General features: G+C 71.5%; 17 protein-coding genes and 1 pseudogene. 2 read left to right on the top strand and 16 right to left on the bottom strand.

Annotation, left to right across the window (positions count from 1 at the left end; genetic code table 11):
* Positions 1-119: 119 nt before the first annotated feature.
* Together ACZ45Q_RS11325 and ACZ45Q_RS11320 are read right to left on the bottom strand one after the other, a co-directional pair.
* Entirely contained in the window at positions 120-662 is a 543-nt protein-coding gene (locus ACZ45Q_RS11325; protein ID WP_468258277.1) for a DUF3618 domain-containing protein, read from the bottom strand.
* Positions 659-1,081, bottom strand: a complete 423-nt coding sequence (locus ACZ45Q_RS11320) for a phage holin family protein (RefSeq protein ID WP_468258275.1) — start codon at positions 1,079-1,081, stop codon at positions 659-661. The genes ACZ45Q_RS11325 and ACZ45Q_RS11320 overlap by 4 nt, the downstream gene beginning before the upstream one ends.
* Before the next feature lie 151 nt (positions 1,082-1,232).
* Here ACZ45Q_RS11320 and ACZ45Q_RS11315 point away from each other — a divergent pair.
* Positions 1,233-1,346, top strand: a pseudogene (locus ACZ45Q_RS11315) (4-hydroxy-tetrahydrodipicolinate synthase); the annotation flags it as partial.
* 30 nt (positions 1,347-1,376) lie between these two features.
* On the opposite strand, the gene ACZ45Q_RS11310 reads toward ACZ45Q_RS11315, so the two are convergent.
* From ACZ45Q_RS11310 to ACZ45Q_RS11245, 14 genes are all read right to left on the bottom strand, one after another.
* Positions 1,377-1,616 carry a hypothetical protein gene (locus ACZ45Q_RS11310; RefSeq protein ID WP_468258272.1) on the bottom strand — a complete coding sequence of 80 codons (240 nt, stop codon included), beginning with the start codon at positions 1,614-1,616 and terminating at the stop codon, positions 1,377-1,379.
* A gap of 151 nt (positions 1,617-1,767) precedes the next feature.
* Positions 1,768-2,232, bottom strand: coding sequence for a DUF6082 family protein (locus ACZ45Q_RS11305; RefSeq protein ID WP_468258269.1), 465 nt, complete (start codon positions 2,230-2,232; stop codon positions 1,768-1,770).
* Positions 2,233-2,386: 154 nt separating this feature from the next.
* On the bottom strand, positions 2,387-3,376 hold the full coding sequence (dapD, locus tag ACZ45Q_RS11300) for a 2,3,4,5-tetrahydropyridine-2,6-dicarboxylate N-succinyltransferase (RefSeq protein ID WP_468258266.1): 990 nt from the start codon (positions 3,374-3,376) through the stop codon (positions 2,387-2,389).
* Between the two features lie 295 nt (positions 3,377-3,671).
* A complete protein-coding gene (locus ACZ45Q_RS11295) occupies positions 3,672-4,328 on the bottom strand; it encodes a maltokinase N-terminal cap-like domain-containing protein (protein ID WP_468258263.1) in 657 nt (218 codons plus the stop codon).
* Between the two features lie 111 nt (positions 4,329-4,439).
* Positions 4,440-4,988 carry a TetR/AcrR family transcriptional regulator gene (locus ACZ45Q_RS11290; protein WP_468258261.1) on the bottom strand — a complete coding sequence of 183 codons (549 nt, stop codon included), beginning with the start codon at positions 4,986-4,988 and terminating at the stop codon, positions 4,440-4,442.
* On the bottom strand, positions 4,988-5,308 hold the full coding sequence (locus ACZ45Q_RS11285) for a DMT family transporter (RefSeq protein WP_468258258.1): 321 nt from the start codon (positions 5,306-5,308) through the stop codon (positions 4,988-4,990). The genes ACZ45Q_RS11290 and ACZ45Q_RS11285 overlap by 1 nt, the downstream gene beginning before the upstream one ends.
* Before the next feature lie 129 nt (positions 5,309-5,437).
* Positions 5,438-5,770, bottom strand: coding sequence for a metal-sulfur cluster assembly factor (locus ACZ45Q_RS11280; protein WP_468258255.1), 333 nt, complete (start codon positions 5,768-5,770; stop codon positions 5,438-5,440).
* Entirely contained in the window at positions 5,767-6,234 is a 468-nt protein-coding gene (gene sufU / locus ACZ45Q_RS11275) for a Fe-S cluster assembly sulfur transfer protein SufU (protein WP_468258252.1), read from the bottom strand. Before sufU ends, ACZ45Q_RS11280 begins: the two co-directional genes overlap by 4 nt.
* 16 nt (positions 6,235-6,250) lie before the next feature.
* Positions 6,251-7,507: a cysteine desulfurase gene (locus ACZ45Q_RS11270; protein WP_468258249.1), complete on the bottom strand. Its 1,257-nt coding sequence runs from the start codon at positions 7,505-7,507 to the stop codon at positions 6,251-6,253.
* On the bottom strand, positions 7,504-8,268 hold the full coding sequence (gene sufC / locus ACZ45Q_RS11265; protein ID WP_468258247.1) for a Fe-S cluster assembly ATPase SufC: 765 nt from the start codon (positions 8,266-8,268) through the stop codon (positions 7,504-7,506). The genes ACZ45Q_RS11270 and sufC overlap by 4 nt, the downstream gene beginning before the upstream one ends.
* A 7-nt stretch (positions 8,269-8,275) precedes the next feature.
* Positions 8,276-8,593 (bottom strand): non-heme iron oxygenase ferredoxin subunit, encoded by a 318-nt coding sequence (locus tag ACZ45Q_RS11260; protein WP_416527764.1) that lies wholly within the window; start codon positions 8,591-8,593, stop codon positions 8,276-8,278.
* Entirely contained in the window at positions 8,590-9,780 is a 1,191-nt protein-coding gene (gene sufD, locus ACZ45Q_RS11255) for a Fe-S cluster assembly protein SufD (RefSeq protein ID WP_468258244.1), read from the bottom strand. Before sufD ends, ACZ45Q_RS11260 begins: the two co-directional genes overlap by 4 nt.
* An 82-nt stretch (positions 9,781-9,862) precedes the next feature.
* Positions 9,863-11,284 (bottom strand): Fe-S cluster assembly protein SufB, encoded by a 1,422-nt coding sequence (sufB, locus tag ACZ45Q_RS11250; RefSeq protein WP_468258241.1) that lies wholly within the window; start codon positions 11,282-11,284, stop codon positions 9,863-9,865.
* Positions 11,281-12,021, bottom strand: a complete 741-nt coding sequence (locus tag ACZ45Q_RS11245; protein ID WP_468258239.1) for a helix-turn-helix transcriptional regulator — start codon at positions 12,019-12,021, stop codon at positions 11,281-11,283. The genes sufB and ACZ45Q_RS11245 overlap by 4 nt, the downstream gene beginning before the upstream one ends.
* A gap of 161 nt (positions 12,022-12,182) precedes the next feature.
* Between ACZ45Q_RS11245 and ACZ45Q_RS11240 the strand changes: the two genes are divergently transcribed.
* Complete coding sequence (locus ACZ45Q_RS11240; RefSeq protein WP_468258236.1) at positions 12,183-12,995, top strand: AAC(3) family N-acetyltransferase; 813 nt, start codon at positions 12,183-12,185, stop codon at positions 12,993-12,995.
* Positions 12,996-13,026: the final 31 nt, after the last annotated feature.

The raw sequence follows: 13,026 nt of genomic DNA, 5'->3' as shown, positions 1-13,026 counted from the left end.
GTAGTCGACCCCCACCCCCCCCCCCCCCCCCCCCCCCCCCCCCCCCCCCCCCCCCCCCCCCCCCCCCCCCCCCCGCCACCCCCCCCCCCCCCCCCCCCCCCCCCCCCCCCCGGGCGGGCTCAGCAGTGCCCGTGGCGGCGGCGCCACAGCACGCCTGCGGCGATGGCGGCGCCGGTGCAGGCTGCGGCGCCGGCGACGACCGCCGGGGAGGGGCGCCTGCGACCGGTGCGGGCCGCGCTGTGCACCGGTCCCGGCAGGTCGTGCTCGACGGGCGGCCCGCCGCGGCCCGCCTTGTGCCTGCCGCCGCGCCCCGAGCGGCCGGCCTTGTCCCGCACGCCGTGGGCCTTGTCCTGTACTCCGTGGGCCTTGTCCTGCACGGCGTGCCCGGCCCGGCCGGCCCGGTCCTGCACGCTGTGCCCGGCCTGCGCGGCCGAACTCCGCAGCTGCACGGTCAGCGCGCCGGCCTTGTCCTTGAGGTCGGCGGCCCGCGCCTTGGCGCGGCCCTTCACGTCGGCCTTGCCGGCCAGTTCCTCGACCGTGTCGCCCAGTTCGCTGCGGGTCTGCTCGATCTGCCGCCGCAGCTCGTCGGGCCCCTTCGCCCCGCCCGCCGGTCCGGTGGTGGAACCGGCCCGCCTGCTGTCGCCGCTCGTCGCGTCCGTCATCGATGCGCCCTTCCCTTGATCTCCTCCACGTCGGCCCTGACACTGCCGAGGGTCTGTTCGGGCGTGGGGGGTGCGGCACGGCGCAACTGCGCGCGTCCGGCCAGGGCCAGCACGCCCGCGACCACGAAGAGCACGGCCGTCACGATGAGTGCCGCGGCCCAGACGGGCAGCGCCAGCGAGAGCGCGGCGGTGGCCGTGCCGGCCAGTGCGATCAGACCGACGTACGCGATGGCGCCCGCGGCGCCCAGCATCCCGCCGCCCCGCCCCATGCGCCGTCCCTTGTCGGCCAGCTCGGTCTTGGCGAGAGCCACTTCCTGACGCACGAGCCGGGAGAGCTGTTCGGTGGCCTGCCCGACGAGTTCGCCCACGGAGTGGTGCTCGTCGCGCACGGGCGGCCTGGTGTCCATGGTCCCGGTCACGGTGTTCCGCCTCCTCTCGGGTTCGGAACGCCCGGGTACCCCGGCCCGACGTCCGCTACCCCGCCCGCCGCCGCCCCCGACCTCTCAGCGGTGCTTAACAACACCCCATAAGAAATTTAAGTAGATCTCGCCTGCCTCCCTGCCGAAACCACCGCTGATCGAGGCGATGACCGGGTCGGACCTGCCGGGAGCGGTCACGGCCAAGGCGCTCCTCGGCGACCTCGGCCTGCCCGCCGGCCCGGTCCGCGCCCCGCTCCGCCCGGCCGCCGGGCGACCGCCGTCGGCGCGGCCGGCCCTACTCCCAGCGGTGACTGCCCCCGAGCAGCAGCGTGTGCTCCAGGACGTCCTCCGCCGGGTCGTCGATCTGCCCGACGTTGAGGTTGAGCAGGCCGACCCGGTGCCCGTTGTGCGAGGCGTTGCTCGTCTCGTCGGCGTGCGCGGCACCGGCCGGAAGCCAGCACACGGCCATCACCGCCCCCACCCCGGCCAGCCACCGCGCCACAGCCCGCCCCCGCACGTTCCTCGCCCCGGCCATGTCCGTCCCTCGTCTCGTCGGTTCGGCTTCTGATCGGACTCTGCGTCCACCCGTTCATCTGCCAAAACCACCGGAAGGTCACGGCCTGTGCGCGTCCTTCCGCCTCGGAGACGGAGTCGCCCCGCGAGGAGCACGCCCGACGGCCCGCACGTCACGGGGCCACGTTCGCCACCGAGCGGTAGCAGTCGTCCGCCACGACCAGGAAACTCGCCTTGCGCGCCGAGCCCGCGGCGTCGATCAGCTTCGCCCACCCCTCCCTGCTGCGGCTCCAGTACTCGCGTCCCACTTCCCCCCGGAAGAAGGACTCGAGGTTCGCTTTCAACTGCGCCGCGTTGACGTCCTCGGTGATGAACGACGAGTAGTACCAGGAGAAGATCAGGTTGGCGAACATCAGCTGCCGCTCCCGGTCCGTCCACTCACCGTCGGGCGCGTCGCCCCAACAGCGCGCCAGCGCGGCGTCGTTCATGGACATCGTGACGAGTTCCCGGTGCTGCGCCCGCATGCTCTCGTCCTGGGCGATCTTCATCTGCCGGGACTGGAACCTCAGCGCCGCCGCGATCACGGCCAGGGAGACCGTGGAAATGACGAGGGATATCACCGCGGTGATCTCTTCCATACTGCTACTCCTTCGTTTCACCGGCTGCCGCGCACGGTGCCTGCCCAGGCGCGCGCCCGCCGCAAACGATCACAGGGAGCGGCACCGCGCGCAGAACAGCGCCCTCCCCGCCGTCGCCGGCCGGGGAGGGCGCTCGGTCGGGCAGCCCGTGGTGTCAGTTGTGGCTGTGCAGGATCTCGTTCAGGCCGCCCCAGACCGCGTTGTTCGGGCGGGCCTCCACCGCGCCCGTGACCGAGTTGCGGCGGTAGAGGATGTGGGAGGCGCCGGACAGCTCGCGGGCCTTCACGATCTGGCCGTCGGGCATGGTGACGCGGGTGCCGGCGGTGACGTACAGGCCGGCCTCGACCACGCACTCGTCGCCCAGCGCGATGCCCACGCCCGCCTCGGCGCCGACCAGGCAGCGCTCGCCGATGGAGATGATGACGTTGCCGCCGCCGGACAGCGTGCCCATGGTGGAGGCGCCGCCGCCGATGTCCGAGCCGTCGCCGACCACGACGCCCGCGGAGATGCGGCCCTCGACCATCGACGTGCCGAGCGTGCCGGCGTTGAAGTTGACGAAGCCCTCGTGCATCACGGTGGTGCCCTCGCCGAGGTGCGCGCCGAGGCGGACCCGGTCGGCGTCGGCGATGCGGACGCCCTTGGGCAGCACGTAGTCGGTCATGCGCGGGAACTTGTCGATCGAGGTCACCTGGAGGTGCAGGCCCTCGGCGCGCGCGTTCAGGCGGACCCTCTCGATGTCGTCCACGGCGACCGGGCCCAGCGAGGTCCAGGCGACGTTGGCGAGGTGGGCGAAGATGCCGTCCAGGCTCTGGCCGTGCGGCTTGACCAGGCGGTGCGAGAGCAGGTGCAGGCGCAGGTAGACGTCGTGCGCGTCGATCGGCTTCTCGGCGAGGGAGGCGATGACCGTGCGGACCGCGACCACCTCGACGCCCCGGCGGGCGTCCGGGCCGATCGCCGCGGTCGCGCCGCCGCCGATCAGCTCCGCGGCCTGCTCGGCGGTGAGCCGCTCGGTGCCGGACGGGCCGGGCTCGGCGACGAGCTCGGGGGCGGGGAACCAGGTGTCCAGGACGGTGCCGTCGGAGGTGATGGTGGCGAGGCCGGCGGCCACGGCACCGGTGGTGCGGGAAGCAGTCGTGTCGGTCATGAGGGCAACCTAACCGGCGGGCGGCGCCCCGGGCGAACCGGGCCACGGGATGTCTCACGTGCCGGGCGACTCACGGTGCCCGCCGCGAGGACCGCGGCGGACGGACTCGCGGGTCGCCCGTCCTCGGCCGCCTGTCCATCCGACGCACGCGGCCCCTCAGCCTGAGGCCCCGCGGCCTGAAGCCCCGCAGCCTGGGGCCCCGCCGATGAGCCCTGCCCCAAGCCCGCCCCCCCCAGCCCGGTACGCGCACCGGCCCCGCCCCGCCGGCCCACTACCGGTCCGCCCCCCGGGCCGCTCAGGCCTCCGGGCCCGCGTGCAGGACGGCGAACAGGCCCCGCGCACGGCTGCCGTCCCGTGTGCGCCAGGCACCGGCGACATGACCGGCCGCGTGCGGCGGCACACCGGCGTCGTCCGAGGCGGGCCGCAGCACCCGGTGCAGGCGGAGCGCCGGGCCGTGGGGGGCCCGCAGCTCGGTGCCCTCCCGGTCGTCGGTGACGAGGGTGAGCTGCCCGGCGGCGGGGCAGTCACCGTCGCAGGAGCGCTCGACGTCGAGGTCGGGGGTGTCGCTGGCGTTCTGGTCCTGGGCCTGGGCCCGGCCCTCGATCAGGGCCAGCAGCTCCGCCACGAGCACCGGGTCGTGGCAGCCGTCGTAGACCCAGCGCCGGCCCAGCACCCCGTGCTCCATGGTGCCGACGAGGGCGTGCTCGGCCCCGGCGAGCGGGGCACCGCGATAGGTGAGCGGCACCAGGTAGGTGGCCGGGCGGGGACCGGCCGTATCGGTGACCACCATGAACTCGATGCCGACCTCGCCCTGCGGGTCGTCCAGCCGGAAGCCCCCGGCCTTGACCGGTTCCGGTGTGTCCCCGCCGCCGTACCACGGCCGGGAGGGCAGCCAGGAGGCGAGCAGCTCCAGCTTGGTCGGCGTGACGGTGGTGCGGTGGATGACGGCCATCCCGGGGTCCCTTCGGCGGTCGGTCGATGTGCCCCGACACCCTCCCATCCGGCCGCGCCCGCGCGAGCGGATTTTCCGTCCGCGGGACCCGCCGGCCCGCTCCGCGCCCGGCTAGCCGTGGGCGGGGTGCGCGACCCGTGCCAGCACCTGCCGCGCGTACTCCTCGTCGTACGGCGTGTCCGTGAGCAGCACCTGGAGGCAGATGCCGTCCATCAGCGCCACCAGGGCCCGCGCCGTCACCGGGTCGGTGCGGGAGGCGAGGACCTCGGCGATGCCCTCGCACCACTCGGCGGCGACGGGGCGCAGGGCGGGCCGGCGCAGGGCGGCCAGATACAGCTCGTACTCCAGTTCCACGCCCTCGCGGTCGCCGGCCAGCCATTCGCCCAGGACGCGGGCGAGTTCCCCGGCGAGGTCGGCCGCCGGGTCGGCCAGGCGCGGGTGCGCGGCGAGGACCTTGGCGAAGCCCTCGTTGGCCTGGCGCAGCGCGGCCACCAGCAGTTCGTCGAGGGTGGCGAAGTGGTACGTCGTGGAGCCCAGCGGGACGTCCGCCTCCGCGGCCACCGTGCGGTGGCTGAGGCCGGCGATGCCCTTGGCGCCCACCACCCTGATCGCCGCGTCGATGATGCGCTGCCGGCGTTCCGGGTCGTAGCGGCGGGGCATCAGTGCGCTCCGCCCAGGTTCAGCACCACGACCCCGATGATGATCAGGGCGATGCCGACGGCCTTGACGGCGGTCATGCCCTCCCCCAGGAACACCACGCCGATCGTGGCGATCGCCGCCGTGCCGACGCCCGCCCAGATGGCGTACGCCGTCCCCACCGAGACCGTCCTCAGAGTCTGGGCGAGCAGGGTGAAGGAGACGAGGTAGCCCAGCGCCGTCAGCAGCGACGGGACCAGTCTGCTGAAGCCGTCGCTGTACTTCATGGCGGTGGTGGCGGCGACCTCGGCGGCGATGGCTCCGGCAAGGAGCAGATATCCCATGTGTACGAGCGTACATAGCGCGGCGGCCGAACGCACCGGAGACGACGGAATGGCGGCACCCGCAGGTACCGCCGTTCCGGAAGAGGCTCCGCCTCAGACGTCGAAGCCGCCTCAGGCGTTGCAGCCGCCTCAGACGTTGAACCCGAGCGCCCTCAGCTGCTCGCGCCCATCGTCCGTGATCTTGTCGGGACCCCACGGCGGCATCCAGACCCAGTTGATGCGCAACTCGCTGACCAGGCCTTCCGTGGCGGACTTGGCCTGGTCCTCGATGACGTCGGTCAGCGGGCAGGCCGCCGAGGTCAGGGTCATGTCGACGGTCGCGATGTTCGACTCGTCGACGTGGATGCCGTAGATGAGGCCCAGGTTGACGACGTCGATGCCCAGCTCGGGGTCGACGACGTCCATCAGTGCCTCGCGGAGCTCCTCCTCCGAGGCCGGCTTCATCTTCACGGTCTCGCTCATGCCGTCTCCTTCTCGGCGTCGGTGCCGTCCAGCACCTGGGACGTCGCGTCCTTCCAGGCCATCCAGCTCAGCAGGGCGCACTTGACCCGGGCCGGGTACTTGGACACCCCGGCGAACGCGACGGCGTCCTCCAGGACGTCCTCCATCGCGTCGTCCGGCTCGATCCTGCCCTTGGACTGCATCAGCTCCAGGAAGGTCTCCTGGATCTTCTGCGCCTCGGCCAGTTCCTTGCCGACCAGGAGCTCGTTCAGCACGGAGGCCGAGGCCTGGCTGATCGAGCAGCCCTGGCCCTCGTAGCTGACGTCCTTGATCGTCGTACCGTCGTACTTCACGCGCAGGGTGATCTCGTCGCCGCACGTCGGATTGACGTGGTGCACCTCGGCGTCGCCATCCCTCAGACCACGCCCGTGCGGGTTCTTGTAGTGGTCCAGGATGACTTCCTGGTACATGGAATCCAGTTTCACCGTCTCAGCACGCCCCTCAGCCGAAGAAGTTCCGTACGTGCTCCAGGCCGTCGACCAGCGCGTCGATCTCAGCCGGCGTGGAGTACAGATAGAACGACGCTCGGGTGGTCGCAGGAATTCCGTACCGGAGGCAGACCGGCCGGGCGCAGTGATGGCCGACCCGGACCGCGATGCCCTGCTCGTCCAGGACCTGGCCCACGTCGTGCGGGTGGATGTCGCCGAGGACGAAGGAGATCGCCGCGCCGCGCTCCTCGGCCGTCGTCGGGCCGATGATGCGCAGGTCGGGGACTTCCGCCAGCCTCTTCACCGCGTACTCGGTGAGCGCGTGCTCATGGGCGAGGATCTTGTCCATGCCGATCGAGTTGAGGTAGTCGATCGCCGCGCCCAGGCCCACCGCCTGCGCGATCGGGGGCGTGCCCGCCTCGAACTTGTGCGGGGCCGGGGCGTACGTCGACGAGTGCATCGAGACCGTCTCGATCATCTCGCCGCCGCCGAGGAACGGCGGGAGGTCCTCCAGCAGTTCCTGGCGGCCCCACAGGACGCCGATGCCGGTCGGGCCGCACATCTTGTGGCCGGTGAAGGCCACGAAGTCGGCCTGGAGGGCCTGCACGTCCAGCGGCATGTGCGGCGCGGCCTGGGAGGCGTCGACGCACACGAGCGCGCCGACCTCCTGGGCGCGGCGCACGATCGCCTCGACCGGGTTCTGGGTGCCCAGGATGTTGGAGACCAGCACGAAGGAGACGATCTTGGTCTTCTCGGTGATGACCTCGTCGATGTTGGACAGGTCCAGGCGGCCGTCGTCGGTCAGGCCGAACCAGCGGAGCTTCGCGCCCGTGCGCTGCGCCAGCAGCTGCCACGGGACGATGTTGGAGTGGTGCTCCATCTCCGTGATGACGATCTCGGTCTCGTGGTCGACCCGGTAGGGCTCGTCGGCCCAGCCGAGCATGTTGGCCACGAGGTTGAGCGACTCCGAGGCGTTCTTGGTGAAGATCACCTCGTCGCGCGAGGGCGCGTTGACGAACTCCGCGACCTTGTCGCGCGCGCCCTCGTACAGCGCCGTGGCCTCCTCGGCGAGGACGTGCACGCCACGGTGGACGTTGGCGTTGTGCTGCTCGTAGTACTCGTCGAGCACGTCGATGACCTGGCGCGGGGTCTGCGAGGTCGCGGCGTTGTCGAGGTAGACGAGCTTCTTACCGTCGTGGAGCACGCGGTCCAGGATCGGGAAGTCCTTGCGGATCGCCTCGGTGTCGAGGAGGCCCGGCAGCTGTGTCACTCGGATGCGCCACCCTTCGTGTATGCCTCGTAGCCCTCGGCCTCCAGCTTGTCGGCCAGTTCGGGGCCGCCGGACTCGGCGATGCGGCCGGCCGCGAAGACGTGGACGTGGTCGGGCTTGATGTAGCGCAGGATGCGCGTGTAGTGCGTGATCAGCAGCGTGCCGACCTCGCCGGTCTCGCGGACGCGGTTGACGCCCTCGGAGACGACGCGCAGGGCGTCGACGTCGAGGCCGGAGTCGGTCTCGTCGAGGACCGCGATCTTCGGCTTGAGCAGCTCCAGCTGGAGGATCTCGTGGCGCTTCTTCTCACCGCCGGAGAAGCCCTCGTTGACGTTGCGCTCGGCGAAGGCGGGGTCCATGTTGAGGCGCTCCATGGCCTCCTTGACCTCCTTCACCCAGGTGCGCAGCTTGGGGGCCTCGCCGCGGATCGCGGTCGCGGAGGTCCGCAGGAAGTTGGAGACCGAGACGCCGGGGACCTCGACCGGGTACTGCATGGCGAGGAAGAGGCCGGCGCGGGCGCGCTCGTCGACGGACATCTCCAGGACGTCCTCGCCGTCGAGGGTGACGGTGCCCTGGGTGATCGTGTACTTGGGGTGACCCGCGAGCGAGTAGGCGAGGGTCGACTTGCCCGAGCCGTTGGGGCCCATGATGGCGTGCGTCTCGCCCTGCTTCACGGTGAGGTCGACGCCCTTGAGGATCTCCTTCGTGGCGTTGTCGGCCTCGACGGTCACGTGCAGGTCTCGGATTTCAAGCGTTGCCATGGGTGCCTCAGGACTCCTGGGTGAGGGAGACGAGCACGTCGTCCCCTTCGATCTTTACGGGGTATACGGGGACGGGGCGCGTCGCCGGGAGGGCGTCGGGCTTGCCGGAGCGGAGGTCGAAGCGCGAGCCGTGCAGCCAGCACTCGATGTGGCAGTCGTCGACCTCGCCCTCGGCCAGGGAGACGTTCGCGTGCGAGCAGATGTCGTGGATCGCGAAGATCTCGCCCTCGGTGCGCACGACGGAGATCGGCGTGCCGTCGAGTTCCACCCGCTTGGGGGTGTCCTCCTCCAGCTCGCCCGCCCCACAGACGCGTACGAAGGTCATGCGACCGAGGCCTCCAGCTCCTGCTCGATCTTGGCGATCAGCCGCTCCTCGATGTCCGCGACGCCGATCTGCTGGACCAGCTCGGCGAAGAAGCCGCGGACCACCAGGCGGCGGGCCTCGAACTCCGGGATGCCGCGGGCCATCAGGTAGAAGAGCTGCTCGTCGTCGAAGCGGCCGGTGGCACTGGCGTGCCCGGCGCCGACGATCTCGCCGGTCTCGATCTCCAGGTTCGGCACCGAGTCGACCCGCGCGCCGTCCGTGAGGACGAGGTTGCGGTTCATCTCGTAGGTGTCGGTGCCCTCGGCCTTGGCCTCGATGAGCACGTCGCCGATCCACACCGCGTGCGCGTCGTCGCCCTGGAGCGCGCCCTTGTAGACGACGTTGGACTTGCAGTGCGGGACGTTGTGGTCGACCAGGAGGCGGTGCTCCTGGTGCTGGCCCCGGTCGGTGAAGTACAGGCCGAACAGCTCCGCCTCGCCGCCGGGACCGGCGTAGGCGACGCGCGGGTGCAGACGGACGACGTCGCCGCCGAAGGTGACGACCACCGACTTGAAGGAGGCGTCGCGGCCGACGAGGGCGTTGTGCTGCCCCACGTGCACGGCCTTGTCGTCCCAGTCCTGGACGGAGACGACGGTGAGCTTGGCGCCGTCGCCGAGGACGTAGTCGACGTTGGCGGCGAGCACCGCGTCGCCGGTGTGGTCGATGACCACGACGGCCTCGGCGAACGCGCCCAGCTCGACGACCTGGTGGCCGAAGGCGGTGCCGCCCTCGCCGTGCACCGCGATGCGGATCGGCTCGGTGAGGACGGTCTCCTTCGGCACGGTCACGACCGAGGCCCGCTCGAAGGCCGAGTAGGCCTGGGCGGCGACGCGGTCCACCGGGACGCCGGCCTTGCCGATCCGGGCGTCGTCACGGCCGACGGTCTCGACGGTGACGCCCTCGGGGGCCTCGACGGCGACCTTCACGCCCTCGCCGGTGGCGGTGGCGGTGCCGTCGTGCAGGCCGCGCAGCCGCTCCAGCGGGGTGAAGCGCCACTCCTCCTCCCGGCCGTGCGGGACCGGGAAGTCGGCCACGTCGTAGGACGGGGGCGCGCTCATGCGCGTGGCGACCGTCGAGTCCGCCTCGGCGGCCACCGCGATCGCACCGGCGGTGGTGGAGCCCACCGGGATGTTCTGAGCCTCAGCCATGGCTGTCGTAGTGCTCGCTTTCCGTTACGTAAGGGGCTGGAGGGGAGAGCGGGGCGGCCCCGGGGGCCGCCCCGGCCGGTGATCAGCCGACCGCGCCCTCCATCTGCAGCTCGATCAGCCGGTTGAGCTCCAGGGCGTACTCCATGGGCAGCTCCTTGGCGATCGGCTCGACGAAGCCGCGCACGATCATCGCCATCGCCTCGTCCTCGGAGAGACCGCGGCTCATCAGGTAGAAGAGCTGGTCCTCGGAGACCTTGGAGACGGTCGCCTCGTGGCCCATGGACACGTCGTCCTCGCGGACGTCCACGTAGGGGTAGGTGTCGGAGCGGGAGATCGTGTCGACCAGCAGGGCGTCGCAGAGCACGTTGGACTTGGCGCCCGGGGCGCCCTCGCCGATCTCGATCAGGCCGCGGTAGGACGTACGGCCGCCGCCGCGCGCCACCGACTTGGAGACGATGTTGGACGAGGTGTTCGGGGCCATGTGGACCATCTTGGCGCCCGCGTCCTGGTGCTGCCCCTCGCCGGCGAAGGCGATGGACAGGGTCTCGCCCTTGGCGTGCTCGCCCATCAGGTAGACGGCCGGGTACTTCATCGTCACCTTGGAGCCGATGTTGCCGTCGACCCACTCCATGGTCGCGCCCTCGTAGGCCACGGCGCGCTTGGTGACCAGGTTGTAGACGTTGTTCGACCAGTTCTGGATGGTCGTGTAGCGGCAGCGGGCGTTCTTCTTGACGATGATCTCGACGACCGCGGAGTGCAGCGAGTCCGACTTGTAGATCGGCGCCGTGCAGCCCTCGACGTAGTGCACGTAGGCACCCTCGTCGACGATGATCAGGGTCCGCTCGAACTGGCCCATGTTCTCGGTGTTGATCCGGAAGTAGGCCTGGAGCGGGATCTCCACGTGCACGCCCTTCGGCACGTAGATGAAGGAGCCGCCGGACCACACCGCGGTGTTCAGCGCGGCGAACTTGTTGTCGCCGGCCGGGATGACCGTGCCGAAGTACTCCTTGAAGAGCTCCGGGTGCTCCTTCAGCGCGGTGTCGGTGTCCAGGAAGATGACGCCCTGCTCCTCCAGGTCCTCGCGGATCTGGTGGTAGACGACCTCCGACTCGTACTGCGCGGCGACGCCGGCGACCAGGCGCTGCTTCTCCGCCTCCGGGATGCCGAGCTTGTCGTAGGTGTTCTTGATGTCCTCGGGCAGGTCCTCCCAGGACTCCGCCTGCTTCTCCGTGGAGCGCACGAAGTACTTGATGTTGTCGAAGTCGATGCCCGACAGGTCCGAGCCCCAGTTCGGCATGGGCTTCTTCTCGAAGAGCCGCAGGCCCTTGAGGCGGAGCTTGGTCATCCACTCCGGCTCGGACTTCTTGTCGGAGATGTCCCGGACGACGTCCTCGTCCAGGCCGCGACGCGCCGACGCACCGGCCTCGTCGGAGTCGGCCCAGCCGTACTCGTACTTGCCCAGGCCCTCCAGCTCAGGGTGGGCAGTCTCCGTGGGGAGAGTCATGCGGGGTTCCTCCCGGCCGTGCTTGCAGAAGCGTTGTGGGTCTTGGTGGGTGTCGTGGAAGTCTTGGGGATGAACGTCGTGCAGACGCCGTCGCCGTGGGCGATGGTCGCCAGCCGCTGTACATGCGTACCGAGCAGCTCGGCGAAAAATTCCGTCTCGGCCTCGCACAGCTGCGGGAACTGTTCGGCGACGTGGGCGACCGGGCAGTGGTGCTGGCAGAGCTGTTCGCCCTGCTGGGGCCGGGGCGCGCTGCGCGCGGTGGCAGCGTACCCGTCCGCGCTGAGCGCCTTCGCCAGGGCCTCCGTCCGCCGCTCGGGGGCCGCGGCCTCGACCGCCCTGCGGTAGGCGCCGGCCTGGGCGGCGATCCGGGCCCGGGCGAAGGCGGCGACCGCCTGGTCCCCGCCCTCCTGCTGGGCGATCCAGCGCAGGGCGTCCACGGCCAGCTTGTCGTAGGACTGGTCGAAGGCGTCCCGTCCGCAGTCGGTCAGCGCGAACACCTTCGCGGGCCGCCCGCGCGTGCGCGTGCCGTAGACCCTGCGGTCGCGGGCCTCCACGACGCCGTCGGTGACCAGCGCGTCGAGGTGCCGGCGGACGGCGGCCTGGGTGAGGCCGAGGCGCTCGGCGAGCTCGGCGACGGTCGACGGCCCGTGGTCCAGGATGGAGCGCGCGACACGGTTGCGGGTGGACCGCTCACCGGTCGCGAGCTCCTCGTGGGGTGCCTCGCCGACGTTTTTCACAACGCCATTGTTGCGTAATTCTTCGGAGCCGGGCAAGCGGCGTCCGGACCGCCCCATGGTGCCGTGCGTCACTTAGGTGAACCTAATCTGACCTGCGGAAACGATCACTGATCGATCAAACGGCTGGCGCTCGGGGACGCGCTCCGGGAGACTCCGTGACCATGTCCGCACCCCCTCCGACCGGCCCTCTTGTGACCCGTGGCACCCTCGCCGCCGAGTTGCGCGCGCTCGGCGTCCGCTCGGGCGAGACCCTCCTGGTGCACTCCTCCCTGCGCTCCCTCGGCTGGGTCTGCGGCGGGCGCGTCGCGGTGGTCCAGGGCCTGCTCGACGCCCTCGGACCGGACGGCACGCTGGTCGTCCCGACCCAGACCGGCGACCTCTCCGACCCGGCACTGTGGCAGCAGCCGCCGGTGCCCGCCGAGTGGTGGGACACGATCCGCGCCGCGATGCCTCCGTACGACCCGCGGACCACCCCGACCCGCGGCGTCGGCGTGGTCCCGGAGACCGTGCGCACCTGGCCGGGCGCCCTGCGCAGCGCCCATCCGCAGACCTCGTTCGCGGCGGTCGGCCCCCTTGCGAAGGAGATCACCGACGGGCACGCCACGGACTGCCGGCTCGGGGAGCGCAGCCCGCTGGCCCGGCTGGAGCGGCTGGGCGCCCGGGTGCTGCTGCTCGGCGCCGGCTACGGCAGCTGTACGAGCTTCCACCTCGCCGAGTACCGGATCGCCTCTCCCCTGGTCGAGGTGGGCCGGCCCGGACCGTACGGCTGGGAGCGGGTGACGGAGGTGTCGATCAGCTCCGAGCGCTTCGACGAACTGGGCCACGACTTCGAACGGGACCGGCCCGTCGTCCGCGGCACGGTCGGCGCGGCGCAGGCCCGGCTGTTCCCGGTGGCCGACGCCGTCGCCTACGCCGAACGGTGGCTGCCGGTGCACCGTCCGCGCGGGGAGGGCATCGCGCACCCCCGCGCCTGAGCCGCCGTGCGCCTCCCTAGACTCGTGACCC

This window comes from Streptomyces sp. NPDC031049, from assembly GCF_055571015.1.
This window is presented reverse-complemented; position numbering and strand designations above follow the sequence as displayed.